Raw genomic sequence first — 24,771 nt, forward strand, 5'->3', positions numbered from 1 at the left:
AATCACTCTTCCCTTTCGTCGGTCGACGACTCGCTTTCAGGTGCGTGCTCGACAGCACTGCGTGTGTCCTCTCCCCCCACCTGATCGGCCAGCTCCAGACCGGCACCCGCATACACGTTAAACGCGATGTCGACGCCGTTGCTCTTGGCCCACTCCACCTCGTCGTCGTATCGGGCCACCGCAGCAACCCTGCCGCTGAAACCGGACTCCCGAAGACATTCGAGCGCACGGACGTTGGCGCCGTGGTGCGGCATGGCCAACACTGCCATCCGCACCGAATCGGAGTGGCGTAGCCGGTTCCAGAAGTCCAGGTCCGTGGCGTCTCCTTCCACCACCCTCAGACCGTTCTCGGCGTGTTGTCCGATCAGGGGACCGTCGTAGTCGACGCCCATCACCCGCAACCCGTAGTGCTCGGTCAGTCGCTGGTAAGCAGCCGACCCGACCCGGCCCATCCCGATCACCACCACCTCGGCATCGCCGGCCTCGACAGGACGCTCCTCAGGCTGCAATTCGTATTCGTCTTGGGCAGGCAACCACGCCGCGATCTTCTCCACCATCAGGTGGCCGCGACCGTTGACGAGCGCCGAGGCAACAAAACTCAACGCCACCGCAATCGACATCTCCACCAGCCAGGCCTCGGCCAACAGACCGACCGAGACACCGACCGACACCACGATCAATCCGAACTCGGAGTAGTTCATCAGGCTCAGCCCGGCCAGGATCGCGGTGCGGTGCCGCAACCTCATCAGCGACAGCAACACGGCGTACCAGATCGCCTTGAACGGCAGCAGCAACAACATCAGCAGAGCAACCGTGATGGTCGGCACGTCAGGCAAACCGGTGAGCCCGATCGACACGAAGAAGCCGACGAGGAGCAGCTCTTTGATGTGGAACAGCGAACGGGAGAGCTCAGCGGATGCCGGGTGCGACGCCAGCAGCACGCCGACGATCAGGGCACCGAGATCACCCTTGAGCCCCACCGCCGAGAACAGCGCGTAGCCGGGAACCAGAGCCATCACGATGCCGAACAGCGATTGCATCTCGCCGTGGCCCAAGCGACCCCAGATCTTACGCACGGCCCGCGTCAGCGGCCACAGCCCGACCAGCGTCAGCGCCCACGGGCTGGGCAGATGGCCGCTGGTGGCAGTGAGGAAGACGACCGCGACGATGTCCTGCATCACCAGGATGCCAATGGCGATGCGGCCGTAAAGCGAGTTCGATTCGCCGCGCTCCTCGAGCAGCTTGACCACGAACACGGTGCTGGAGAACGACAGCGCGAAGGCCAGCAGGGCGGTCGTCTGCACACTCTGACCGGACAGCATGGACAACCCGGCCACGGCGGCCAACCACAGCGTGAAACCACCGAGCACGACACTGACCAGCATGTGAACCGATGTGGTCAGCCATACCTCGCGGCGAAGCAGGATGCGGACGTCGAGCTTGAGACCGATCGCGAAAAGCAACAGGGTGACGCCGAGATCCGCCAGCACCTTCAGCTGAGGTACTTCTTCGACGTTGATGGCGTTGAGAACAAAACCTGCAGCCAAGAAGCCGACCAGCGGGGGCAGGCGCAGCGCCAGCGCGAGTCCGCCCAGACCGAAAGTGACGACCAAATAGATCGCGACGACTGTCGCTGACACCGCTCTCCCCCTTCTTAGGATTCCGGCGAGGTCAGGGACGTCGTCGCGTTGTCGCAGAACTGTCCGGCATGATCTCCCCGCGTTATTATGCGCACGCCTCGACGGGCGGAGCATTTCGACTCGGGAGTAGACGGCTTCTCGGCCGAAGACCTACTTGCCGTCACGCTACTTGACGTGAATTTGAGCCCACGCGCACCACGACAGTTGCTGGAGTCGCGGAGCGCTGAGTTCGTGCAGTTACTTCGCGACATCCCTGCCGACTTGGATCTTTGGGAAGCCACGGACGCACACCTGGCCGCCATCGACCGGTGCGATGCTGCACTCAGAACACTGCCGGGCGTGGGCGAGACCCGCGCCAGCAAGCTCATGGCGCGCAAGAGACCTCGACTTGTGCCGGTCGTGGACAGCGTGATTCGCCACGCGCTTCGCCTTCGCGTAGATCCAAGACGTGAGCTCCGAGACTGCCTGACCAACCCAGTGGTCAGAGCCGCAATTGAGAGATCTCAACCCAAATCTGCTCCTGCCGAACTCATCTCACCGTTGCGGCTCCTGGATGCCGTCATCTGGATACGCCACAGTCGATCCCGCACCGCACGACAAGCCCGTCTACGCGCCGGCCTCTCGAATCGGTGAGTGCCCCGCACAGCACTTACCAGCCTCAGTCGTGTTCTTCGTCAAGCGGCCGCTGTTGAGCTGACTTTAGGTGATGGTTGCGGACGACCGTGATTTCTTCATCCGTCCTTGCGGTCAACGCTCGCCGGCAGCATCCCGCAGTTTCTTCGACGTTTCGGCGGCCTTATGCACGGTCTTGCACGTCTGCAGTTGATCAAGCAGCATCCAGACCCGGCCATTGGGGTAGATGCCACCATTCGGAACCGGAGCCATTGGAGGCAACTGCGGTCCGAGTTTATAAACCAGGTGAGGCCTTTCGGTCTCCGGAGTCGCAGGTATGTCCGGCCAACGTTCGAGTAATGACGTGACTACCTCGGAGCGGTTTACTCGATGTATCCGCTGCACTCCGCCGTCCCAGCGAAATGCCAAAAAATTCGGGGGTTCGGTAGGCCAACCGCCGACGCCGTAGGGGTGAAAGTAAACCTTCTTCCGCGTCACGAAATCTAGGAATGTGTGGGCGCCACCGTTTCCCGGCTTCTGTTGGTTCAGCACGACGCAGAAGGTCCAGCTATCGGCTACCGATCGCATACGAATCACCCTCCGTAAGAAGGTGCTCACCTGGCAATCCCATCAGTCTGGGATTCGCAACGATCGCTAGAAACTGCCCGCTCTACCCGGTGATCTACCTCGACGCGATGATCGTGAAGGTCAAAGACGGCGGCCACACCCGCAACAAAGCCGCTCATATCGCCGTGGGCGTCGATATGGACGGCGTCAAGCATGTCCTGGGTATCTGGGTCCAACCGCACGAGGGAGCCTCGTTCTGGGCGTCGGTGTGCTCGGATCTGGCCAACCGCGGTATCAAGGACGTGCTCATCGTCTGCTGCGACGGGCTGACCGGGTTCCCGGAAGCGATCGCGGCGACCTGGTCGCAAGCGGCCGTGCAGACCTGTGTGGTGCACTTGATCCGCAACTCGATGCGGTTCGTGTCCTACAGCGACCGCAAAGCTGTGGCCGCGGCCCTCAAACCGATCTACACCTCGCCCAGTGCCGATCCCCGGACGCCTCGTGGAAGGACAAGTGGTACCACGTCCCCCCGTCGAGCCCCTCGGCTATCGCCGGCGGACGCGGCTACTCGGTCGCGTCGATGAAGCCGGCCAAGGTGACAGGATCGTCGAAGCCCTCTGGTGGGGTGACGGTTTTGCCGACCTCGAGCTCCCAGATCACCGACAGCTGTTCGCCGAGGCGATCCTCGTCGAGTGACTGCAGATCGACGACGTGATTCAGCTTCGCGGCTGCGTCGTCAGCTGGGCTGAGTGGTAGACCCTGGGCTTGAACATTGGCGACCGCCCACGTCGAACCGCGCACCTCAACAACCTGACCGGGCTCGGGCAGGGACGGGGCAGCTACAGGCACAGGTGGTCCTCCGGGTGGTGGCGTAGGCCGAACAGTATCGCCGTCGATACCGACAACGGCGCGGATGGTGTCTTCGGACACTCCGAAGTGCTCGGCGGAGCGCTTGACCACCTCGGCGGCGGCGGTGTGTCTGCGGGAGGGGTCGGTAGTGGAGGTCGCAGCAATGAAATCCCGTCGGATCTTGTTCCGCTGGCCCGAAGTCAGCAGCTCCTCGGGCAACGCCGCCGGCAACTCGTCACGGAGCAGGTACTCGATGGTGTCGTAGGAGATGCCGTACTTAGCTTCGAGCTGGGCGCAGGTGTTGCGCATTGCCCATTCGATGCCGTGTTGGTCTATCGCCTCTTGAACGGTTCGACGGATAGTCGAGCGCTGGCCGGGCGACAGATGGTCTGCTTCTACTTCCGGTGACACCCCCACAAGGCCACACCGTAGCTGGGCGACCGGCCTGACACGCACATTTGGGGTCCGACGTCGCGCTCAGCGGTATGCAAGGAAGCTGTGGCGGGATCGCGCCGTGAACGGCCTGCTCTCCCTTCCTGAAGTCGTCGACACGCTCTTGGATATGGACCTTGTCGACCTCGACGGTGATGGTCCGTGGCCAGTCGACCCGGCAGAGTCCGACGTTTAGGAACCCGGCTGGACTTAGATCCATTCGCGCACGGACATGGGTGAGGAGTTCGACTCACGGGCGGCGCGATCGGCGGTCATCGACGAAGTGCGCAAGCTTGGCAGCGGTGGTTTCGTAGTTCCGCCGCCCAATGTGTTGGATGCCCTCCCCTTGGTACACGCCGATTCACTATTTCGACTCGGCCATCTACGTTCGGGAGTGGCCGTCTTCGACGTCGATGCCGCCATCCTCGACCGATTGCCTGAGTCTGAGCGGGAAAAAACCGGGCGAACCGGGCGGGCGCATGACGTCACGGGACGCTATCAACCGCGACAACCACCCTGCGCTGTTACCTAGAACTTCGGCGCAAATCGGCGCATCGTGGTGCAAAATACTCATATGTAATTCTGGGGAGTTGCATCGATCGGCAGGATCGCCCTCGGCGCTCCTGGCAAGCAGTTGGTCCATGCGACGTCGGCCCCATCCATCTCACAAGTAGCGAGGACGAGTTCATGGCGGACGGCTACCAGGCGTCATCGAAGCAGCTCATGCGTCAGGCGCAGCGCGTCGCAGAGCTGGCATCGGCTCGCAAGGTCGATTCCACACGGCATAAGTGCTTCGTCTCGTACCACGTGGACGATCTGTCCGAGGTCGAAACGTTCCTGGACGACTTTGGTTCCGAGTTCATACCAAGATCGGTTGGGGTCACGGTAGAGGACGACTTCATCGACAGTGACGACGAGGACTACATCAAGCGCCGCATCCGCGAACTCTACTTGTCCGACTCAACGGTCACCATCGTGCTGCTCGGCGCGTGCACCTGGGGGCGGCAGTTCGTGGATTGGGAAATCTCGTCCTCGCTGCGCAATGACACAGTCAACAAGCGCAGTGGTCTGCTCGTCTACCCCTTGCCATCGATGAACAACAGCGCAACACTGCCAGACCGCATCAACGATAACTGGATTAAGGACGACCAAACGGCCTCGTACACCCGGTACCTGGCATACCCGGACTCACCGTCACGAGTCCGAGCCAATATTGAGGCTGCGTTCGGCGACCGCAATTCAAAAAGCAATCTCGTTGACAACAGTCGGGCATTGCGTACAACAAACTCGTGCCCGTGATACCACCGCACAATCGTTGCCAAGTACCGAAGGGATCGCGCATTGTCTGTGACCTATGAGATTCAGGTCGTGCACGCCGACCGTGATGATTGGCTGGCAGATCTTCGCCGGGCGGTCGCGTCCGAATTGCTCACGATCGGCATGCACAGGTCCGTCAGCGTCGATGTCACAGAATCCGCACCGTCACCTCTCGCTCCGTCGGTAGCCGTCGCACTAATCGGTCCAGCCTCAAGGACCAGCCCAACCTTGGCCGACACGTTGAACGATGCTATCTCGCAAGGTCGCGTCATTATCCCAGTAGTCGAAGACCTCGGTCAGTTTCAAGCGGTCGTTCCCAAAGAACTGTCGCCATTCAACGGATTTGAATGGTCCGGTGACGAACCTGAGCGCAGACTAGCTCGACTCCTCTTTGAAGAACTCGGTATCGAAGACCAGGACCGCCGTGTGTTCCTCAGCCACAAGCGCGATGACGGACTTGGTGCCGCAGAGCAACTCCACGATGCGTTGACCCACAATCGCTTCGTACCGTTCATCGACCGATTTGCGATACCCAAAGGCGCAGACGTTCAAGCCCACATTGCAGATGCCCTCGAAAGCTACGCATTCCTGCTGGTACTCGAGACGCCACTTGCTTATCTGTCCGACTGGGTTTTCGACGAAGTCGACTACGCTCTCAGCCACACCATGGGCACGCTGATCCTCCAATGGCCAGGTAATCCCCAAACTCTCCCCGGGAGTGCAGGCGTTCCGCGATTGCAGCTGATACCTGACGAAGTAACAACAGATAGTCACGGCTACGAAGTGCTCACACCTGACGCACTAGATCGAGTCATCCGCGAGGTCGAGCTCGCCCATGCCCAGGGCATCGTCAGGCGACGACGAATGCTCGTACGCAATGTCGAAGATGCCGCGCGCGCAGCTGGCGCGCGATGCATTCCACTGCGGGACTGGTCTCTTGACATCTCTCATGCGGTCGGTCGTTCAATTGTTGGTGTAACACCCCGATTGCCGAACGCCCAAGACCTCCAACGTCTTGATGAAACGCGCGCAGAGATCGACACCAGCGCGGACGCACTACTGGTTCATGCAGCGCGCCAACTGGGGCAGCCGACCCGCGGCCACTTGGAGTGGATCACCAAAGGCCGAGGTCTCGAATTGGTACCCGACAATGCGATTGGGGCACGCTGGTGATTATGCCTGACCAGCAACGACTTACGGGAAAGGCAATCTTTCTCTCCGCTAGCATCCCCGACCCTTTGCGTTGGGATGGCGCCTTTGATGCGCTCGAGATCACAGACGCGGTCGTATCTGCCGCGCGTGCGGTGTTCAGCGCGGGAGGAACACTTGTAACCGCAGCCCATCCGACTGTCGCTCCTCTGCTGCTCTACGTGGCGGCCGAGTTGGAATCGGTCGACGCTCCGCGGGTCTTGGTATATCAATCTGCTGTATTCGACGAAATTCTGCCCGAGGAAACGCTGCGATTCGAAGCCGCCGGAATCGGGACAATTATTCGGACGCCCGCGGCTGAAGGCGAACCTCCAGATCCAACGCAGGCGCCCCAGAGCCTCGATATCATGCGCAGGCAGATGATCGACGAAACACAGCCGGCCGCAGCCATATTCATCGGCGGCATGATAGGCATCCCGGTGGAGCACCAGCTGTTCAACAGTCTGCGACCTGAGAGCCCTACGTACGCTTTTGGCTTTCCAGGTGGTGAAGCGCGGTCGTTGGCCGAATCGACGCGACTGCAGTCGCCATTGCGCGAGCGTCTGGCAAGCGGAACGGTTTACCCGGCGATCGCTCGCGCAGTTGTCGACGACATCGCCAACCCCACGTAAAACACCTAGACCCTGCAACGAAAGGCGACCAACATGGCTCGACGCGCGTTCTTTAGCTTCCACTACGAGCGGGACATATGGCGGGCCAACGTTGTTCGGAACAGCTGGGTAACGCAAAACCGTGAGGCGGCAGGATATTTCGACGCCTCACTCTGGGAAGAAGCAAAGAAAAAGGGCGACGGAGCGATCAAGGCAATGATTGACTCTGCCCTGATCAATACCAGCGTGACGGTGGTTCTCGTCGGGCAGGAGACCGCTTCCCGCACCTACGTGAAGTACGAGATCGAGCGCAGTATTGCCAGAGGCAACGGACTATTGGGCATCCGCATCGAGAAAATCGAGGATCGTTTCGGCAACACCGACACCGCAGGATTGAACCCACTGCCCACGAGCTACCCGCTCTACCGTTGGAACATGGACAACGGCTACTTAAACATGGGTGCCTGGATCGAGGCGGCGGCCACCAAGGCCGGGCGATAGGTTATCGATGCTCGGCTCCTCGCTGGACTCTCTTGTCAGCGGTCACGTTACTCCCCCAGTTTAGGGTCGTCTGTGGCGTAGTTCCCGGGTCATTGGACGTCACCTCCAAAGTGACGTCCTCCACTCTCATGTCGTTCCAGATTTCTGCCGACACTCTCAGATGGTCGCGGACAAAGAGACTCAGCGCTGTCCGTGACAGTATGCGAGTACGCAGCTCAGAGAGCCCATCTACTCTCAACTAGTCCCGGATCGGACAGAGGATCTGCGCATCTTTGATCTTCCCGATGGCAGGCCACGTAAGCCGTTTGTTGCGCCGGTCTCCTGAGGCGGTACGGCGGGATGTCATCAATGGGCGGCCCCTGGGCAGGCCTCGGACCGAAGACGGACGCGCCGGCGAAGGCCGCAGCCTTCGCTCGATGCACCCGAGCCCCCGGTTCTCCCAAATGCGTCACAGTGACATATTGGTGATGTCGACGGTTGCGCCGGTCGGCCTCCGGTGTCTAGACGCTCGGGCGCCGGCTCGGCTTGCGTGTCCGTCCGCAGTGGGTCAGTTGCTCGCTGACCCTTGGCGCAATCCCCCGATATCGCGCCCCTCGAGTTCCACCGTACCGTCACTGTGACGAAACGAACGCTGATGCCGGGCCGCCTAAAGATGTTCTTGCGCAACGTCTTACGGTCAGATTTGGTGTGCTCGTCGGTGATCCCCAGGCCCCTCCCGATTCGTTTGACGCACGTCCCGGGATGAGCCCTATCGCTTTTCAAAAACAGGTCCGGCTGCAGAATGCTCGTCGATTGCTGATCGGCGACGACGTCAGCGCCGCACAGGTCGCCCAGGCCGTCGGATACACCAGCCCGACCCAGTTCAGCCGCGAGTACCGACGCGAATACGGGGCGCCGCCGCGGCAGGATGCGGCACGCATGCGTCGCCAGTGGAGCAGGTAGAGGCCAGTCGGATATCAACGCAACCAGGCTGCACTCGCGAGCCCCAAATCCCTTCCACCACTTAGGTTTCGACATCCGGGCAACCCTCGTTGGCGCGGATGGTCAGCGCCGGCTAGTTCTGGGCCCACCACTGCGCGACCAATGCCGCGTACTCGTGCGGTTGCTCCTCCCAGACGAAATGTCCGGCACCGTCGATCAGATCGACACGGGCGAACGGCAGCCGTTCAGCGAGGTAGGTCGCGTTGACCTGCGGCACCACCTGATCGGCGCTACCGGCAATCACCCGCACCGGTGTGGTGATGCTGGGTAGCACGTCGGCGAGCACCGGGAGCCAATGCCGGTAACTCTGCGCATACGGGATGGTGTCGGCGAACCGGTCGCCTGCATAGCAAGTGAGGTAATCGTCGCGGATTGCCTGCGGTGGCGTGTACCCGGAGATGGTAGCCAGCGCGGCCTCGACAATCGCCTCCCCGCCGATATCCCGATATACCTGCAGGTCCGTAGCGAATACCCAATCCTCGAGGGGGCCGGCGACATCGATGGGCACGGCAGCGCCACCGGATCCCACCACCACCGAGGCGAACCGGGCCGGTGCGCCGGCGGCGGCAAATAACGCCGCGGAGGTGCCGATGTCCGGCCCGACGAGATGCGGGCGTGCCATCCCGAACGCATCGGCGACGTGGACAACGAACTCGCCCAATGCGTTCGGGTTCAGCAGATCGGCGCGCCCCTCGGACGCACCGAAGCCGGGTGGATCGACGGCCACCAGGTGTGCATTCCCGGCCAGCGTTGCCCACACCTGATCAAACGCGTACACGGTCTCGGGCCACGGACTGAGCAGAATCGCGTCGACGCCCGCGGGACCGCTCTCCGCGTACCGGATTCGGACACCGTCGATCGTGATGAACTGCGGCGCGATGGCGGTCCCGGCCTCATCGAAGGTCATGGATCAACCTTCCCACGCGCGCGGTCGCCGGATAGGAAGAATGATGTCCTACCGCCCCGTTTGACTGCCCGTCGCTACCACTGCCCGTCAACAACCGCGACCGGGCTGTCACCAGCTAGCGCAACCACTGTCTTCGGGTCAACGGGCACAAACGGATCGTCCTCGGTGCCAACCACATCGCCGACGCTCTTGATGCCCTTCAAGACCTTCGCCGCTGCCAAGTCGCGGGCGTCGGCGTCGTAGTAGTCGAACCACGGCAACCCGGCATCCACGTAGGCGTCCCGGTCCACCGGCGTCGGCGGCGGCACCTCACCGGTGATGGCAGTCCACTGCCCGGCCGAACACAAGTGGACGAACACCCGCAGTGCGTCGCTCTCGTCGTAATCAGCAAGCGGGCGGTCATCGACATAGACCTCCTGGCGCATCCGCCCGCCGGCCCCCAGGCCCATGTCCGCCGAACCTGTCCCGGTGGGATTGCATGCCAGGACCATGTCCGCGCAGATCAGCGCCTGCCGCGCTTGTTCGGCGTGCCACGCCGCCAGCGCCTGTTCGGTCAGGCCGACGGCCCGGAGTTGCACGCCACCGTGGGTCTCCTCCCCCGTCACCTGACCTTCGACTGTGGCGCCCGAACCGAGCGGCACGGCAACGAACTGGCGGATGAAGCCATCACCGGCGTTGATCCCGTCTAGCCACGGCTGATCGGGCAACGGCACATAATTCTGTGGGTCCCCAACGAGGTGCTCGATCCACGGCAAACCGCTGACCGCACACACCTTGCCCGCGCCAATCTGGAGAGCAGCTGGTTCGGAAGCATTGAACGACAGCCACATTGCCTCCCGCTGGTAGATCGGCAGCATGACCCCACCACGAGCCAGCCATTCCGCCGGTGCGGTGTCGGGGTAGTCCGAGACCCGTCGCAGCGGAAACCGGCCCAGCCCCGGGGGCAGCGGATGCACCCCCGTCTCGGGGATTCGCAGCGTCCTCTGGAAATCCACCGTCACCGGTCCCAACACCAACTGATCCCTGACAACTTCTACCGGCGCCTTGCCCGTCATATCCTGCCCCGATCTCGCCGATCTCGGCGTGTTCGCACCTATGAGTAGCAGCAGACACCGACACGTCGGGGTTCACGCCGCCGAAATCCCCGTTTCTTACCCGGGCGGACCGACGACACCCCTACCCTGATTGTGTTGCCGCACGGCAACAGTCGATCGGCGAGGGGGGCTCGACGGTCGACTTCGCACGACGTCGCGATGGGGGGACGAAAGTGGTTGTTGTCGGATTGGCACCTCGTCTGTTGGCGGCCACGGCCTTGATGATGTCTCCGTTGTGCGTGACGTCGACGGCGACCGCGGCCGAACCGTGCCCGGACATCGGAGTGGCGTTCGCGAGGGGCACGGCCGAACAGCCCGGACCGGGTGCAGCAGGTCAACGATTCGTCGACTCGCTGAGGGCTCAGGCCTTCCCGCGAACGGTGGGTCTCTACGGCGTCAACTATCCCGCCAGCAGTAATTTCGCCGGCGGTCCAGCTTTCACGATGAACATCGTTGACGGTGTCCGGGACGAAGCCAATCACGTGCGGGGCGTGGTGTCGGTCTGTCCGCAGACCCAGATGGTGCTCGGGGGTTACTCCCAGGGGGCCGCCGTGACGGCGCTTGTCACCTCGGGAGTGGTGCCGGCCGGGGTGAGTCCCGAGGCCGTCCCCGCTCCGCTGCCGCCGGACGTCGCCGACAACGTGGTTGCGGTGGTGCTCTTCGGTAAACCGGCCGGGCCGGCGGTGCCGAAGTACGGCGTGCCTGCGCTCGATGTCGGACCCGCGTATGCGAGCAGAGCCCGGGAGCTGTGTGCACCCGGTGACACGGTGTGCTCCGGCGGCCTCGGGCCGGGCTCCGGGGCTGCGCACGGGCAGTACGCGGTCAACGGGCTGGCCGATCAGGCGGCCGCTTTCGCCGTCAGCCGGCTGGTGGCATTGCCTGCGCCGTTGTGACCTCACGGGCGGGTGTCTTGAGCTGCGGCACGGTTACGGCAGCATGATCGTCCCGATTCCGGACATCACGGTAGGCGAAGTCGGTAGCATTGCTGCACGCACCCAGCGAGCCCACTCCAGAGGCAGCCATGATGACGAAACGCAAGATCGTCGCGGTCTCCTCCCTTCTCACTGCCGCCGTCACTGTTCTCGGCACCGTTGCTGGGTCCCCCGCCCACGCCGACGATCTGGGGTTCGCGCTATACGGCGGCGTGAACGCACTGCGCCAGAGTTGCGGAGCGATCGGCAACGACGCACGGTTGACGTCGGCGGCCCAGCGCCACGCCAACGACATGCTGAAGACGGGCGTGGCCAGCCATGCCGGTTCGGACGGTTCATCACCGCGCGCCCGCATCGCCGAAGCAGGGTACGCCCGGCCCGGGTACACAGGTGAGATCGTCTACTGGGGCACCGGATCGGCTGCGACTCCGGCGGCCGCGCTGGAGTGGTGGATGAAGAGTCCGCCGCACCGGGCCATCATCGTGAATTGTGCCTTCACCGCAGGCGGCTTCGCCACCGCCTCCAACGGGAACATGATGACCGCCGTCGGTGAGTTCGGTGGCGCTTAAAACCTCGCACGAGTTGGCTGCGGAGGTCACCCGGTAGCGTTGCAGCGATGGCGCCAACCTGGACCCCGGATCGGCTCGGCGACCTGGCGGGCCAGCGCATCATCGTCACCGGTGCGACCAACGGCGTGGGGCTGGGCACCGCTGGGCTGCTGGCCCGCGCGGGCGCCCACGTCATCATGGCGGTGCGCAACACCGACCTCGGCGCCCAACGTGCCCGCGAGATCGGCGGCTCCACCGAGGTCGTGCACCTCGACCTCGCCGATCTCGCCTCGGTGCGGTCGTTTCCCGACCGGCTCACCGGGGACGTCGATGTGCTGATCAACAACGCCGGCATGATTACCCAGCGCCGTCGCGACACCGTCGACGGATTCGACATCGTCCTGGGCACCAATCTGCTGGGTCCGTTCGCCCTGACCAATCTGCTGTTCGACCGGATTCGTTCGACGATTGTCAACGTGGCCTCCAACGCGCACCGATCGGCCCGAATTCAGTTGGACGACATGCACTTCCGCTCGTCTAAATGGTCGCCGATGGGCGTCTACGCACATTCGAAGCTGGCGGTCATGCTGTGGGGACTGGAGCTGGACCGCCGGCTGCGTGCCGCGGGGTCGCCCGTGGTCGCGCAGCTGACCCACCCGGGTTGGGTGGCGTCCAACCTGTCCAACGTCTCGCAGTCACCGGTGCTCGCGCTCACGCACCGAACGGTGCGCGCCGCCGCGGGATTACTGGCCAACGACGTCGAGGCCGGCGCGGCACCGACGTTGTACTGCCTGAGCGAGCCCATCCCACCCGGCAGCTATGTCGGTGTCGAGGGTCGCCTCGGGCTGCGGGGCGCCCCGGTGCTCATCGGCAGATCGTCCGCCGCCTGTGATTACGACGCGGCCGCCGCGGTGGTCGACTTCGCCGAACGCGAGACCGCCACGGTACTGCCGGTGTAAGCGCTCCGGGGCCGTCGCGCCCGGGGTTGAAATCCACGCAATTGGATACCCCTCGGGCAGCACCCGACATTCAAGGAGCCGAACACGATGAAACTCAAGACCCTGGGCATGACGGCGGCCGCGGTGGCTGTTGCCGCCGGTGCGGGCGGCAAAGCGACCAGCGGCGACGTCAACTCCGTGTGGTACGCCCGCCAGCGCAAGCCGAGCTACCAACCGCCGGCCCAGGTCTTTCCCATCGTCTGGCCGCTGCTGTACACCGACATCGCGCTGGTCTCCGCCGACGCCATCGACGGCCTGAGCCAGGAGGGCGATCAGCAGGCAGCCCGCGGCTTCTGGGCGGCACTGGCCGTCAACCTGGGCCTCAACGCGAGCTGGTCCTGGGTGTTCTTCAACCGTCACCGGGCCGGATTGGCCGCACTGACCGCCGCGGCGCTCACCGCCAGCAGCGCCGACCTGACCCGTCGCGCGGTCGCGGTCAACGGTGGGCGCGCCGCCCCGCTGGCGGCCTACCCGGCGTGGTGCGCATTCGCCACCGTGCTGTCAACCCATATCTGGTGGCTCAACCGGCGCTGACGCGGGCGGCGACCGCGCGGATGGCCCGGGTGGCCGCGATTCCACGCATCGGCGCGCTGCCGTACCAGTAAAGCTGTCCCGCAAGTCCTTTCGGGAAGAAGACGGTACGAAGACGTAGCCGGGTGGTGTCCGTGCCGCGCGGTTCGAGCCGCCATTCGTGCCAGGCTCCGCCGGGTGCCGCGGTCTGGGTGCGCTGCCGCAGCAGGTGCGGTGCTTCGACCCGTTCGATGCGGCCGCCGTTCTCGCGGGCGAGTTGCTCCACCGTCCGCCACACCCGATCGAGTGGGGCGCGGCAGTCGATGCTGCGTTCGTCGGCGTAGCTGACGTCGCCGGCCCAACTCGGGTCCGACGGCAGCGGCTCGGCCGGCCGGTCGGTGGGAGACGCGGTGGCCCAGGTGGTTTCGTCCTGCCCATCGAGGCTACCGCGCAGGGTGAGCGCGACGGCGTCGCGGTAGGTCGTCAATCCGCCCGGCGGCGCGGCAATGATCGTGTCGATGTCGTTCTCGGTGGCGACGGCGTCGGTGCTCAGGGATTCGATGAGCGCCCGGCCGATCGACGGCGGGACGGGGGTGACCAGCCCGATCCACAGCCCGGCGAGTTTCGGCGTGAGAACCGGCAATACCAGGATTCGGCGCCGCGCCAAGCCGGCGACCTCGGCATAGATCTGCATCATCTCGCCGTAGCGCAGGACGTCGGGTCCACCGATGTCGTAGGTGCGGCTGTGCGGCAGCGGTGCCGTGGCGGCGGCGAGCAGGTAATGGAGCACATCGCGGACCGCGATGGGTTGGATGCGGTTGTTGACCCAGCGCGGCGTGGTCATCACCGGCAACCGGTTGGTGAGGTGGCGAATGAGCTCGAAGGACGCCGATCCGGACCCGATTACGGTGCCGGCCTGCAATGCCAACGTCGGAACACCGCAATTCAGCAGGATCTCCCCGACCTGACTGCGCGAGCGCAGGTGGGTGGACAGCTGATCCGATTCCGCATGCAGGCCACCGAGGTAGACGATGCGTCCGACTCCGGCGCGGTGCGCCGCGGCCGCGAGGTTCTGGGCGCTGCGGCGCTCGGCTTCGATGAACTCGCCGCGGGTGCCCATCGAGTGCACCAGGTAGTAGACGACGTCGATGTCGCGGCAGGCCTGCTCGAGCGATTCCGGGTCGGTGAGGTCACCGCGCACGACTTCGACATCCGCCGCCCAGGGCACACCACGGAACTTGTCCGGGTCGCGGGCCAGCGCCCGCACCCGATGACCGGCCTCGACCAGCATCGGCGCCAGGCGGCCACCGACATACCCGGTGGCACCGGTAACCAGCACGCGCATCGACGGTTCGGTCATCAGTTCTCCTTGTCGAGGTGTCCGAGCTGATGGCGCAGACATTGCTCGAGGGTGGGGCGACGGAATCGGTGACCCGCCTTGGTCAGTGCGCGCGGAATCACCCGTTGGCTGGCCGCGGCCAACTCACGGGCGCCCTGCTCCCCGAGCAGCAGACTGGGGCCGACGTCCGGGACCGGCAGCACCGCCGGTCTCCGCAGCACCCGGGCCAGCTCGCGGGTGTACTGCGTGTTGCGGACCGGATCGGGGGCTACGGCATTGACCGGGCCGGCCAGTGCCGGGTCGACGAGCGCGCGGTGATAGACATCGACCAGGTCCTCGAGGTCGATCCACGACAACCATTGCCGGCCGGAGTCCAACCTGCCCCCGAGACCGGCCGCGAACAAGGGCCGCAGCAGACGCAGCGTGCCCCCGCGTGAAGACTGCACGATGCCGGTACGCACGGGCACCACCCGCAGTCCCGCCGCCGACGCGGGCGCGGTGGCGCCCTCCCAGTCGGAGACCAGGTCGGCGAGAAAGCCGTCCCCCCGGGTCGCGGATTCGTCGAGCTCGACGTCCCCGCGGTCGTAGCCGTAGATGCCGATCGCCGAGGCGCACACGAACGTCGCGGGGCCGTTGGGCGCGGCCGCCGCGCATTCGGCCAGCCGCCGGGTCGGCTCGATCCGACTGTCGCGCACGGCGCTCTTGTGCGCGGCGGTGAAGCGGCCCGCGATCGAGGCGCCGGCCAGGTGGACGACCGCGTCGACGCCGTCGAGCAGCGCGGCATCCGGCGAATCCGGATCCCAGCGTCGCTCCCCCGGTCCGCTCGCCGGGCGGCGCACGAGCCGGATCACCCGGTAGCCGCCCGTCGACAGGAACGCCGTCAGGGCGGTGCCGACCAGACCGCCGGCCCCGGTCACCGCCACCGTCGTCGGGCGGTCTCCGTGCTCGCGCGCCCAGCGATGACCAGCGAGATCGTCGGCGAGCTGGCGGTGCCGGTACCGGAACATCTGCCGCAGAAAACGCTGCGGCACCACGGCGTCGACCCGGTCGGTGACCCGCGTGCGCTCGGCATCGACGGCGTCGAAGCTGTGCTCGTGTCGCCATGGACCGAACAGCGTGGCCGGCAACGACCGCAATCCGTCGCGGCCCAACGCGTCGACGAAACGCGCCGGCGGGTCGTAGGCGTCGGGCTGATGGTCGGCGATCCAACGCAGGCCGCCCGGCAGCCCCAGCACGGCGCGCCCGTCGGCCAGCGAGGTCGCCTCCGCGACGACGCTCATCGGCTGCCAGGGCGGCAGCAGTCGGTGAATCGCGCCGGGGCGGCCGTGCCAGGCGAATACCTCCGCACGCGGCGCATCCACCACACTGCTGTGCACGATTCCCACGACACCTCCCGGAGCAACTCTTGTGTGTAGTGATTCGGAGCCACCCCGCCCGCGGATGGGGGTGATCAAACCTGCGGGTAGGGCAGGAACCGCGTGTTGTAGCCGGCCTTGCGTAGTTCGAGCTGTTCAGCGCGCTGTTGCGCATCGACGAAGTAGCGCGGGTCATCCGGGTAGAACTGCGCGACCTCGCCGATCGGTACCACCTGGTAGCTGACGACCCTGGGGCCGTCCGGATTGGTCTCGTCGATGTCCTGGAATCGTGCGGCGATGATGCCCTGGTTCAGGCCACCGGTGGACACCCAGTTGTACACCCCGGGATCTGCCGGCGAGATCACGACGGTATAGGTCCCGTCCGGGTTCATCTGGGATTGCTTGTTGTTCAGGCTGGTCTGCTGGCTCCAGAAATCGGTGGTGGTGGTCCAGACGCTGTACACCGGAACGGTGAAGTAACCGGCACTGCCGGGATCGATGGTCAACACCAGCGCCTCGTCGTCGGCGAGTTGGAAGTTGCCGATGCTCTGACGTTGGTTCGCCAGGAACTCGGCATTGCTCGTGGGCTGCGGTATCACGTTCGCGGGTTTCGGCGCACCGGTGACCGGATCGGTGGTGGCCAACGCGATGTACTTGGCCTGCTCGTTGCCGCCGCGCACCACCATGATGATCGCGGTCAATGTGCCTCGCACCAAGGGGGTCTCGGCGATCGCCAGCGGCGGGATCAGGGACACCAACGACACCAGCAGCTTGTTGTCGTTGATCTGTCCCCCGAGGAAGGTGAAACCGCCGAGTTGCGCGAACAGGCTGTCGGGAGGCCCACCGACCTTCGCGATGGACAGCGTCATCGGCTCTTCGGTGTTCCAGTCGCCGAGGGTGTTGCGGGCCAGCAGCACCGTCGAGCGGGACGTGAGCTGAATGTGGTTTCGCTGCCCGGGCGCGGCCGGCGCTCCGCTCACGGTGATCACAAACGAGCCGTCCGGCGCGATCTCGAGCTGGTCGGTGGTCAGCAGCGATGAGGTCTCCCCCGATGTGCCCTCGACCACGCTGAAGCTGGTGTCGGCGGGCAACGTGCCCGCACGGTCGTCGGGATCGTAATCGTGGAAGCGGCCGGTGATGACATAGGACGCGTTCTTGTTTACCCCGACGAATCGATAGATGGTGTCGGGGTTGTCGTACAGGTAGCGCGAGTCACCGACGGTCACCCCAAACCAGTTGTGGGGCGGCGTATCCGCCCAGAAGATCGCCGGGTCCATCGGGTTGATCAGCTGCTGGGTGAACGCGGAGAACAAGGCGAACTGGTCCACGGCGGTGTCCAGCAGGGCCATGTTCTCGGCGTCGACGCCACCCACCGCGGCGAACTCCTGCTGGACGGCCGACTGGAACTGCAGCCGCAGAACGAGTTTCATCAACTTCACCGGGACAGTGTCGACCGTGCGCATCGCGGTCTTCTCGGCCGCGAGCTGCCATGGTGTCCCCAATGGGCTGACCTGGTTGACCAGTAACGTCGGGGCGGGCGGCGTGGTTGTCACCTCGGGGGCCTCGAGGGCGGCGTCGCTGCCCACCTGGCGGCGCGCGAAGGCCAGCAGTACCCACCCCGCCGGCGACTGGCCCGGGACATCGCGATCGACCGCCACGCCGGCCCGCGGCGCGAACACCGCGCTGAGGACATCGGTGACGACCTCGGCCAACGGCGCCTTGGCAGGGACGGGGGCCGGCTCGGGCGTCGACGGCGCCGGATCCCGCGGGGTCAGCGCGGTGACGATCTTCGACACGACCTGCGTCGGCTCCTGAATCACGGCGACCCGGGGCTCGCCGACCGCCGCCGGAGACGGCTGCACTTTCCGCCACGGCGCCCGCGCCTCGCTGCGCGCGGCGGGATCGGGTCGGTCCCGCAACCGCGGGAACCGCGGGTGCGGCCCCGGGTCTGCTGCGGCCGCCACCCGGTCGACACGACGGCCCAGCAGCGCCTTCTTGGTCAGTCTCGGCAGGTCCACCCGTCGATCTCGGTCGGCCGGCGCCGAGCCCGCCCGGACGGATCCGGTGGCGTCGACGGCGGCGCTGTCGGCGACCTTCTTGCGCGACAACCAGGATTTCGCCTTCGCAACCTGAGACCGTCCCGGGGTGGCCGCCGTCTGCTCACCGGACGACTCGCTGGACGATGACGACGAACCCTCGGTCTCGGCGTGAGCGATCCCGGGCACCGTGAACGGGAGCGCCACCCCGAGGAACACCGCGAGTGCCCCCACCCGGACGCCGATTCTCGGGCCGCTCCGCTCGGCGTCCCGCGCTTGCGGCCGTGACTCCCCCATGACCCCTCCGGTTGTCCTGGTTAGCGCAATCTAACGCCAACAGGCTGCGGGGCCGACCCAATTCGCCAAACGCGCCGCCGTCACAGATTCAGGTCACTCAGACCCGGATGATCCTCGGGGCGCGGCGCGCTGCTGTCCCAGTGAAAGAGTCGCTCGGAGCCGGTGATCGCGACGTCGTTGATGCTGGCGTGGCGCGTCCGCATCAGCCCGTCGTTGTCGAACTCCCAGTTCTCGTTGCCGTACGCGCGAAACCAGTGCCCGGATACGTCGTGGTACTCGTAGGCGAAGCGGACCGCGATCCGGTAGTCGCCGTAGGCCCAGAGTTCCTTGATCAGGCGGTAGTCGAGTTCGGAATTCCATTTTGCGGAGAGGAACTCGATGATGGCCTCGGTCCCCTGCAGAAAAGTCGAGCGGTTACGCCACCGGCTGTCCGCGGTGTAGCCCTGCGCCACCCGCCGCGGATCGCGGGTGTTCCAGAGGTTTTCCGCGGTGCGGACTTTCGCGGTCGCCGTCTCGAACGTGAACGGCGGAACCAGCGGCGTTTGCGTGGGCATGGTTGCTCCTCGGATTAGTGGGGCGCCAACCGGCGCCACCGGCCTGATTCAACACACGGTATCGACAAATTCCCGGTGTGGGTCTGGGTCAGCACCAGCAGCCCGTCGCGGCTTTGACCTGCTAGCGGCCGAATTTGCCTATGGTGGGTAGCGAGACAGGAAACCCGAAGAAGGAGTGACTGTGCCTCGGTACCAATTGCCCAGCGTCGCCGATCTGATCGAACTCGGACGCCAACATCAACATGCGATCACGGTCTACGCCCAGACTGCGCCCGGCGCCGACCATCGCGAAAACAATTTGCTGACGGTGAAAAGTGCCGTCGACAGAGCCCTGCGCACGGTGCGCGAGTCCGGTGCCAGCCGGGCCGTCGAGACCCAGCTGCGCCAACACTGGGACCGTATCGCCGGATCCGACCTGTGGGGCAATCTGTCCCGCTCGCTGGCGATCTTCATCGCAGACGACGTCCATGAGGTGTACGTGCTGCCCAACGCGTTGGAGACGCAGCTGCAGGTCGGCCAGTATTTCGACATCGGCCAGCTGGTTCGCGCCGTCACCACACCGCAAGAGGCCTATGCGCTCACGTTGTCCGCCGACGGCTGGAATCTCTGGCACGCGACCGCCTCCAGCCGAGCCGAGGAAATGACTCTCGGCGGCGAATACGCCGCGGACGCGGCCGAAGCGACCAACCGCGCCACCATCCGCGGTCGGGGCCAGTTGGGTCGGCTGGTCGGCGACGAAGGCAAGAAGACCCTGTTGGAGACGTACGCCAAACGGGTGGCAGATGCCGTGGATTCGGAGTTGGGGCAGGCCGATCCGGACCGGGCCCAAGATCTGTTCCTCTTCGCCACCGACCCGCTGCTCGATCTGTACCGCAACCTCGACCACAAGCGCCGGGTCGTCGCGGTTCCCGGGGCACCCGACGAGTTGCGACCCGATCAGATCGACGACGCGATCCGCAAGGCCCTGCCCAAGATCAATGCGGAACGGGTCAACTCCCGGCTCGAGGAGATCGGGGATGCGGTCAGCCGCGGACTGGTCGCCTCCGACATCGCCGATATCGCCCGCGCCGCCGTCGCGGGCGCGGTCTCCACCCTGGTCTACAACTTCACCGTCGACGTGCTGGGCCTGATGAACGATGCCACCGGCGAGGTGGACTACACCCCCGAGGGCTACGATCTGCTGTCTCGGATAGCGGTGACCGTGCTCGACAAGGGTGGTCGTGTGGTTGCCGTCCGGAACGACGAGATCAGCGCCGGGATCTGGAACGGTACCGCTATCGCGAAGTTGCGGTTCGCGTTGAGTTGACGCCGCTTCGCGCCACATAGCATTCGGCCGCGCGACGGATCGCATGCTCGGTGGGCGCCGGGGTCCAGCCCAGCTCGCGCGTCGCCTTCCCGTGGTCGGCCGGCGAGGTCAACGTCAGCAGTCGCACGCTGGTGCTGGTCAGCGGGATGTCGCGGCGGGTGAGGTAACCGACCAGGTCCAGGAGGCGTCCGACGGCGCGCACGGCCGCCATCGGGATGCCGAACCGGGGCGGTCGGGCGCCGACGGCTTCGGCTGCGGCGGTGAGCATTTCACGCTGACTCATGTACCGCTCCGAGATGATGTAGCGTTCGGCCACCCGGCCGCGCTCGGCGGCCAGCGCCATCGCCTCGGCGACGTCGTCGATGCCGACCACCTCCGCCCCCACGCCGCGTAGGTAGAACGGCATCTTGCCGAGCGCCGCGAGCTGGACGAAGGTGCCCTGCCGGGGTTGCCAGTCGGGCGGGCCGTAGGGGTTGGACACGTTCAACGCGACGGCGGGCACCCCGCGCTCGCGGGCGTAGGTCAGCACGAGTTCTTCGGCCTGGCGCCGGGATTCGATGTAGGCGCCGCCCTCGCCGGGCCAGTTGAACGGGGTGTCTTCGGTCACCGATTCGCCGTTGCGGCCCACGGCGATGGTGCCGATCGTGCTCAGGAAGACGAAACGATGCAGGTCGGCTTCGGCCGCGACATCGAGGACCCGGCGCAGGCCTTCGACATTGGTTTGAAAAAGGGGCCGCGGGTCCCGTAGTTCGGCCCGGACGTCGACCACGCAGTAGTAGACGACGTCGCAGCCCGTCATCGCGGTGGCCACCGCCTCCGAATCGAAGATGTCGCCGTAGAACTTCGCCACGTCCAGGCCGTCGATGCCTCTGGTGGAACTCGTCTTTCGCAACAGCACCCGAACGTCGTCGCCGCGGGCCACCAGATGCCGAGTGACGCTGGCACCCACGTTGCCGCTCGCACCCATGACAAGCGCTGTTCGATTGTTCATCGCGGGCCAGCCTACGGTAGGGCATGACAGACACGGCTCGGTTTGTAAGGTAGTCGCCATGTTGTCCAGCACTGCGCGCGGGCCGGCGCAGTGGCCAGGCCGAGGCACGGGTGATCGGCGCCGACGGGCAGGTCGCGCTGACCGCCCAGCTCACGGCCTACCGTTGAACGGCGACCCCCACCGACCCCCATTCCGCGGCGTGCCGCGCGGTGTCAGGATGGGTCGATGACAGACCGTGACCGGGACGAACTCGGGAAGGCGCGCAATCTGCGACCGCGCGACGAGCTGGGCCGCCCATTGCCCTACGGGGCCGACGGCGTCGCTCGCATCCCCGACGACCTGACCCTCGCGGCGGCCGACACGCTGTCCTACGCCCAGGAGTTGCTGGATCGCGGACTCGCGTTCAACGCCCACGAAGTCCTCGAGGCCGCCTGGAAGAACGCGCCGGACTCCGAGCGTGAGATGTGGCAGGGATTGGCGCAGTTGGCCGTCGGCATCACCCACATCCAGCGCGAAAACACCACCGGCGCAACGACCGTATTGCAGCGGGCGGCAGACCGATTGGCCGCCCAGAGCATGGCGGCCCCGCATGGCATCGACCTCGTCGGGCTGATCGCGCATGCCCGTGCCTTGATCGAGGATCTGGCCCAGGACACCGCGATCGCTGCCGAGCGGTTGCGGCCCGCGTTGCGGCAGGACAACCCGGACGAGGGGAATCGACGTTGAGCTATCTCGGCGAGCTGCGCACCAACTGGCGGCCCCTGGTCGCGGCGACGGCGGGGTTGAGCGCCGGCCTGAGCCTGATGGCGTACCTGAACGCAGTGATGGCACCGCAGTTCCTGGAGGTGTTCGGTTGGAGCCGCTCGGATTTCGCGCTCTCCGGCGTGATCACGCTGCTGACGTTCGTGTTCCTGCCGGTCTACGGGCGGCTCACCGACATCTTCGGGGTGCGTCGGATCGCGGCGGTCGGCGTGATCGGACTGCCCGCCTGCTGGGCCTCCTACGCGCTGATGTCCGGACCCATCTGGCAGTACCTGGCGATCACGGTCGCCATGGTCGGATTGGGGGTCGCGACCACCCCGGCCATCTACAGCCGGGTCGTCGCAACGGTTTTCGATCGGTCGCGCGGGCTCGCGTTGGCCATCGCGATTTCGGGTCCGCCGCTGCTCGGTGCCGTCGGAGCCCCGGCGGTGGACGCGGTCAACCAGGCCCATGGCTGGCGGGCGGGCTGCCTCGTCATCGCGGGCGCCATCGCCGTGATCGGGACCGCCGCCCTGGTGCTGCTGCCCGGCGAGGATCCGGAGCTGCGACGGGACCGCGGTGCGGCGAAGGCCGGCCGCGACTATCGCGCGATCGCGCGCAGCCCGGTGTTCTGGATCCTGCTGGGCGGTGTGCTGCTGTGCAACCTCTACCACTCGGTGACCACCACTCAGCTCGGCGTGGTGCTGAGCGATTCGCTGGGATCCGGCGAGGCGGTGGCGCTGCTGGTCGCGATCTTCGCGGTCGCCGTGATCGTCGGTCGCTTCTCCTGTGGCCTCGCCTTGGACCGGCTGCCGCCCCACAAGGTCGCCGCGGTGGCGATGGCGCTGCCCGGTCTGGGCTGCTTGATCATCGCCGCGCCCTGGGACAGCTTCGCGGTCCTGGTGCTGGCGGTCTGTTGCCTGGGCGCGGCCTGGGGTGCCGAAGGCGACGTCATCGCCTACCTGGTGGCGCGGCGGTTCAACCTGACGATCTACAGCACCGTGCTGAGCATATTGTCGGCCGCCATCGGGGTGTCCTCGGCGCTCGGGGCGCTGATCCTCAGCCGAACCCTGCAGGTCAGTGACAGTTTCAACGGTTTTCTGATCTTCGCCGGTGCCGCCGCGTTCATCGGCGGCGCGCTGTTCCTGCTGCTGGGCCGAGCGGCCTCGGCGGCCCAGATCGCACCGGTCGCCGGGGACCGCGCCGGCGGTACAGCTACTGCGACCAGTGCGCGGCGGTGAGCGGCGGTGCGGATCGCCACTGCTCGATGACCGGGGCCAGGGACTCCACCAGCAGCGGAAGTTCGGGCGCCATGGCCAGGGCCGCGACCGCCGCCAGCGTTGCGGCCGCCTCGGTGAGGCGCAGGACGCGCTCATCGAGCCGGCGCAATCCCAACCGCACGGCCGCCTCGTCATAGGCGGCCACCCCCGCCGGACCGGCCATCGCCAGATCGGACTCCGCCGGCGCCGAGGTGACCAGCTCAAAGTCCGACCACCTACTCCCCTCGGCGGTCCTGATCAGGTTGTAGAACGGCGCGTCGCCGTGAACCGTCTGAACTCCCACGCCGGGAAAGGCCGCGTGCCACCCCGCGCGCGACCCGATCATGGGCCGCAGCAGCGACCATTCGCGTTGCGCTCGTTGCACATCGGGCGCAGCCAGCAGGTCCGGGCGTCGCGCGAGTACGGTCAGCGCCGCGGGAATGTAAGTGTTGAACGGCCGCCAGAACCCCAGTTCGCGGTCGTCGTAGTCGCGAAGCGCCGCGTGCAACCGCGCGGTCTGCTCGCAGCCGAGCGCCACGTCGAGCCCGGCGTCCGGGACCTCCTCGACGTACTCCCAGAACGTCATCGAGAACCCCTCGCGCTGAACCGGTGCACGCGGAACCAACGGGCTGGGCGCCACCACCGGATGGCCGCGATCAGCCAGCCAGCCCGCCACCGCGAGCTCCGCGCGTTGCTGAGCCGACTGCTGCTCGGGAGATTGCGCGAACGCCGGGGGTAGCACCGTCGGCACCCGCACCACCACCGGAGCCGGCGCGAGATGGACGATCACCGAGAACACGTCGTAGAGCACTCGCGGGTCCTTGACCACCAGCCCGAACTGCCGCCCGGCGGTGGCGGCGGCGCGCACCGCGCGGGCGGTCCGGGCCGCGATCTGATCTGGGGTCAGCATTGCGGCCAGTATCGATCGGATCCGTTGCCGCGTCGAGCCAATTAGCGGTGGCGAGCAGAAACAGGTGGCCGTGGCGCCGACTACCGCCCTGATGGCAAGACGGCAAACGATTGCTGCATCGGCAACGCCACGGCCAGCCCGTGCTGAAACCGTAACAGATGAACACCTGAACAGTTGAACAGATGAGGGGACTTCCTCGGGGAGATAGTAGATTTCGCCGTCCCGGAATCGACGTGACGCCGCCACCGGGGTCCTTTGCAGCTACCCCAATCCGGCCACTCCGTGTTCGTTCACGA

The 24,771-nt window shown here is 65.8% G+C and carries 24 protein-coding genes and 1 pseudogene; 14 read left to right on the top strand and 11 right to left on the bottom strand.

Features of this window, described 5'->3' with window-relative positions; translation table 11 throughout:
- Positions 1-2: 2 nt before the first annotated feature.
- On the bottom strand, positions 3-1,754 hold the full coding sequence (locus RCP80_RS12535; RefSeq protein ID WP_308482628.1) for a cation:proton antiporter domain-containing protein: 1,752 nt from the start codon (positions 1,752-1,754) through the stop codon (positions 3-5).
- Between RCP80_RS12535 and RCP80_RS25995 the strand changes: the two genes are divergently transcribed.
- Positions 1,728-2,273, top strand: coding sequence for a DUF6308 family protein (locus RCP80_RS25995; RefSeq protein ID WP_373693495.1), 546 nt, complete (start codon positions 1,728-1,730; stop codon positions 2,271-2,273). The two genes, RCP80_RS12535 and RCP80_RS25995, sit on opposite strands and share 27 nt — an antisense overlap.
- A 114-nt stretch (positions 2,274-2,387) precedes the next feature.
- Here RCP80_RS25995 and RCP80_RS12540 read toward each other — a convergent pair whose 3' ends face one another.
- Positions 2,388-2,840, bottom strand: coding sequence for a hypothetical protein (locus tag RCP80_RS12540; RefSeq protein WP_308483056.1), 453 nt, complete (start codon positions 2,838-2,840; stop codon positions 2,388-2,390).
- 77 nt (positions 2,841-2,917) lie between these two features.
- On the opposite strand from RCP80_RS12540, the pseudogene RCP80_RS12545 reads away from it, so the two are divergent.
- Positions 2,918-3,307, top strand: a pseudogene (locus tag RCP80_RS12545) (IS256 family transposase); the annotation flags it as partial.
- A 76-nt stretch (positions 3,308-3,383) separates the two neighbouring features.
- Here RCP80_RS12545 and RCP80_RS12550 read toward each other — a convergent pair.
- Positions 3,384-4,085: a hypothetical protein gene (locus RCP80_RS12550; protein WP_308482629.1), complete on the bottom strand. Its 702-nt coding sequence runs from the start codon at positions 4,083-4,085 to the stop codon at positions 3,384-3,386.
- Positions 4,086-4,787: 702 nt separating this feature from the next.
- Between RCP80_RS12550 and RCP80_RS12555 the strand changes: the two genes are divergently transcribed.
- The 5 genes from RCP80_RS12555 to RCP80_RS12575 all read left to right on the top strand — a co-directional run bounded on the left by RCP80_RS12555 (position 4,788) and on the right by RCP80_RS12575 (position 8,659).
- Complete coding sequence (locus RCP80_RS12555) at positions 4,788-5,399, top strand: TIR domain-containing protein (protein ID WP_308482630.1); 612 nt, start codon at positions 4,788-4,790, stop codon at positions 5,397-5,399.
- A 48-nt stretch (positions 5,400-5,447) separates the two neighbouring features.
- Positions 5,448-6,590 carry a Thoeris type III anti-phage system protein ThcB4 gene (locus RCP80_RS12560; protein ID WP_308482631.1) on the top strand — a complete coding sequence of 381 codons (1,143 nt, stop codon included), beginning with the start codon at positions 5,448-5,450 and terminating at the stop codon, positions 6,588-6,590.
- Between the two features lie 2 nt (positions 6,591-6,592).
- Positions 6,593-7,237 (top strand): Thoeris type III anti-phage system protein ThcA, encoded by a 645-nt coding sequence (locus tag RCP80_RS12565; protein ID WP_308482632.1) that lies wholly within the window; start codon positions 6,593-6,595, stop codon positions 7,235-7,237.
- A gap of 33 nt (positions 7,238-7,270) precedes the next feature.
- The gene (locus RCP80_RS12570; protein ID WP_308482633.1) at positions 7,271-7,717 is read left to right on the top strand and encodes a TIR domain-containing protein; all 447 of its coding nucleotides are present in this window, start codon (positions 7,271-7,273) and stop codon (positions 7,715-7,717) included.
- A gap of 687 nt (positions 7,718-8,404) precedes the next feature.
- Entirely contained in the window at positions 8,405-8,659 is a 255-nt protein-coding gene (locus RCP80_RS12575; RefSeq protein WP_308482634.1) for a helix-turn-helix domain-containing protein, read from the top strand.
- Positions 8,660-8,771: 112 nt separating this feature from the next.
- Here RCP80_RS12575 and RCP80_RS12580 read toward each other — a convergent pair whose 3' ends face one another.
- The gene (locus RCP80_RS12580; protein ID WP_308482635.1) at positions 8,772-9,605 is read right to left on the bottom strand and encodes an alpha/beta fold hydrolase; all 834 of its coding nucleotides are present in this window, start codon (positions 9,603-9,605) and stop codon (positions 8,772-8,774) included.
- Between the two features lie 74 nt (positions 9,606-9,679).
- On the bottom strand, positions 9,680-10,462 hold the full coding sequence (locus tag RCP80_RS12585; protein ID WP_373693496.1) for a hypothetical protein: 783 nt from the start codon (positions 10,460-10,462) through the stop codon (positions 9,680-9,682).
- Between the two features lie 476 nt (positions 10,463-10,938).
- Here RCP80_RS12585 and RCP80_RS12590 point away from each other — a divergent pair, with 476 nt between their 5' ends.
- From RCP80_RS12590 to RCP80_RS12605, 4 genes are all read left to right on the top strand, one after another.
- The gene (locus RCP80_RS12590; RefSeq protein WP_308482637.1) at positions 10,939-11,592 is read left to right on the top strand and encodes a cutinase family protein; all 654 of its coding nucleotides are present in this window, start codon (positions 10,939-10,941) and stop codon (positions 11,590-11,592) included.
- Positions 11,593-11,720: 128 nt separating this feature from the next.
- Positions 11,721-12,200, top strand: a complete 480-nt coding sequence (locus RCP80_RS12595) for a CAP domain-containing protein (protein ID WP_308482822.1) — start codon at positions 11,721-11,723, stop codon at positions 12,198-12,200.
- 47 nt (positions 12,201-12,247) lie between these two features.
- Complete coding sequence (locus tag RCP80_RS12600; RefSeq protein ID WP_308482638.1) at positions 12,248-13,138, top strand: SDR family NAD(P)-dependent oxidoreductase; 891 nt, start codon at positions 12,248-12,250, stop codon at positions 13,136-13,138.
- 87 nt (positions 13,139-13,225) lie between these two features.
- Positions 13,226-13,711 (top strand): TspO/MBR family protein, encoded by a 486-nt coding sequence (locus RCP80_RS12605; protein WP_308482639.1) that lies wholly within the window; start codon positions 13,226-13,228, stop codon positions 13,709-13,711.
- Here the strand turns inward: RCP80_RS12605 and RCP80_RS12610 are convergent.
- The 4 genes from RCP80_RS12610 to RCP80_RS12625 form a co-directional block, all read right to left on the bottom strand.
- Positions 13,698-15,047, bottom strand: coding sequence for an SDR family oxidoreductase (locus tag RCP80_RS12610; RefSeq protein ID WP_308482640.1), 1,350 nt, complete (start codon positions 15,045-15,047; stop codon positions 13,698-13,700). The genes RCP80_RS12605 and RCP80_RS12610 overlap by 14 nt on opposite strands.
- Entirely contained in the window at positions 15,047-16,411 is a 1,365-nt protein-coding gene (locus tag RCP80_RS12615; protein WP_308482641.1) for a TIGR01777 family oxidoreductase, read from the bottom strand. The genes RCP80_RS12610 and RCP80_RS12615 overlap by 1 nt, the downstream gene beginning before the upstream one ends.
- Positions 16,412-16,476: 65 nt before the next feature.
- On the bottom strand, positions 16,477-18,714 hold the full coding sequence (locus RCP80_RS12620) for a DUF1214 domain-containing protein (RefSeq protein WP_308482642.1): 2,238 nt from the start codon (positions 18,712-18,714) through the stop codon (positions 16,477-16,479).
- Between the two features lie 80 nt (positions 18,715-18,794).
- Positions 18,795-19,268 carry a nuclear transport factor 2 family protein gene (locus tag RCP80_RS12625; protein WP_308482643.1) on the bottom strand — a complete coding sequence of 158 codons (474 nt, stop codon included), beginning with the start codon at positions 19,266-19,268 and terminating at the stop codon, positions 18,795-18,797.
- 181 nt (positions 19,269-19,449) lie between these two features.
- Here RCP80_RS12625 and RCP80_RS12630 point away from each other — a divergent pair, with 181 nt between their 5' ends.
- The gene (locus RCP80_RS12630) at positions 19,450-20,574 is read left to right on the top strand and encodes a baeRF11 domain-containing protein (RefSeq protein ID WP_308482644.1); all 1,125 of its coding nucleotides are present in this window, start codon (positions 19,450-19,452) and stop codon (positions 20,572-20,574) included.
- Here the strand turns inward: RCP80_RS12630 and RCP80_RS12635 are convergent.
- Complete coding sequence (locus tag RCP80_RS12635; protein WP_308482645.1) at positions 20,543-21,565, bottom strand: NAD-dependent epimerase/dehydratase family protein; 1,023 nt, start codon at positions 21,563-21,565, stop codon at positions 20,543-20,545. The genes RCP80_RS12630 and RCP80_RS12635 overlap by 32 nt on opposite strands.
- 225 nt (positions 21,566-21,790) lie before the next feature.
- On the opposite strand from RCP80_RS12635, the gene RCP80_RS12640 reads away from it, so the two are divergent.
- Both RCP80_RS12640 and RCP80_RS12645 read left to right on the top strand, forming a co-directional pair.
- A complete protein-coding gene (locus RCP80_RS12640) occupies positions 21,791-22,291 on the top strand; it encodes a DUF309 domain-containing protein (RefSeq protein ID WP_308482646.1) in 501 nt (166 codons plus the stop codon).
- Complete coding sequence (locus RCP80_RS12645; protein ID WP_308482647.1) at positions 22,288-23,547, top strand: MFS transporter; 1,260 nt, start codon at positions 22,288-22,290, stop codon at positions 23,545-23,547. The genes RCP80_RS12640 and RCP80_RS12645 overlap by 4 nt, the downstream gene beginning before the upstream one ends.
- Here RCP80_RS12645 and RCP80_RS12650 read toward each other — a convergent pair.
- Entirely contained in the window at positions 23,522-24,475 is a 954-nt protein-coding gene (locus RCP80_RS12650; protein ID WP_308482648.1) for an aminoglycoside phosphotransferase family protein, read from the bottom strand. The two genes, RCP80_RS12645 and RCP80_RS12650, sit on opposite strands and share 26 nt — an antisense overlap.
- Positions 24,476-24,771: the final 296 nt, after the last annotated feature.

This window comes from Mycolicibacterium sp. MU0053 (genome assembly GCF_963378095.1).
GTDB lineage: Bacteria > Actinomycetota > Actinomycetes > Mycobacteriales > Mycobacteriaceae > Mycobacterium > Mycobacterium burgundiense.

Coding starts and splice junctions, on each gene's coding strand:
- RCP80_RS12605 (WP_308482639.1), top strand. CDS start 13,226: ATGAAACTCAAGACCCTGGGCATGACGGCGGCCGCGGTGGCTGTTGCC.
- RCP80_RS12600 (WP_308482638.1), top strand. CDS start 12,248: ATGGCGCCAACCTGGACCCCGGATCGGCTCGGCGACCTGGCGGGCCAG.
- RCP80_RS12640 (WP_308482646.1), top strand. CDS start 21,791: ATGACAGACCGTGACCGGGACGAACTCGGGAAGGCGCGCAATCTGCGA.
- RCP80_RS12635 (WP_308482645.1), bottom strand. CDS start 21,565: ATGAACAATCGAACAGCGCTTGTCATGGGTGCGAGCGGCAACGTGGGT.
- RCP80_RS12570 (WP_308482633.1), top strand. CDS start 7,271: ATGGCTCGACGCGCGTTCTTTAGCTTCCACTACGAGCGGGACATATGG.
- RCP80_RS12595 (WP_308482822.1), top strand. CDS start 11,721: ATGATGACGAAACGCAAGATCGTCGCGGTCTCCTCCCTTCTCACTGCC.
- RCP80_RS12620 (WP_308482642.1), bottom strand. CDS start 18,714: ATGGGGGAGTCACGGCCGCAAGCGCGGGACGCCGAGCGGAGCGGCCCG.
- RCP80_RS12535 (WP_308482628.1), bottom strand. CDS start 1,754: ATGCTCCGCCCGTCGAGGCGTGCGCATAATAACGCGGGGAGATCATGC.
- RCP80_RS12555 (WP_308482630.1), top strand. CDS start 4,788: ATGGCGGACGGCTACCAGGCGTCATCGAAGCAGCTCATGCGTCAGGCG.
- RCP80_RS12540 (WP_308483056.1), bottom strand. CDS start 2,840: ATGCGATCGGTAGCCGATAGCTGGACCTTCTGCGTCGTGCTGAACCAA.
- RCP80_RS12610 (WP_308482640.1), bottom strand. CDS start 15,047: ATGACCGAACCGTCGATGCGCGTGCTGGTTACCGGTGCCACCGGGTAT.
- RCP80_RS12650 (WP_308482648.1), bottom strand. CDS start 24,475: ATGCTGACCCCAGATCAGATCGCGGCCCGGACCGCCCGCGCGGTGCGC.
- RCP80_RS12580 (WP_308482635.1), bottom strand. CDS start 9,605: ATGACCTTCGATGAGGCCGGGACCGCCATCGCGCCGCAGTTCATCACG.
- RCP80_RS12625 (WP_308482643.1), bottom strand. CDS start 19,268: ATGCCCACGCAAACGCCGCTGGTTCCGCCGTTCACGTTCGAGACGGCG.
- RCP80_RS25995 (WP_373693495.1), top strand. CDS start 1,728: ATGCGCACGCCTCGACGGGCGGAGCATTTCGACTCGGGAGTAGACGGC.
- RCP80_RS12585 (WP_373693496.1), bottom strand. CDS start 10,462: ATGCTGCCGATCTACCAGCGGGAGGCAATGTGGCTGTCGTTCAATGCT.
- RCP80_RS12565 (WP_308482632.1), top strand. CDS start 6,593: ATGCCTGACCAGCAACGACTTACGGGAAAGGCAATCTTTCTCTCCGCT.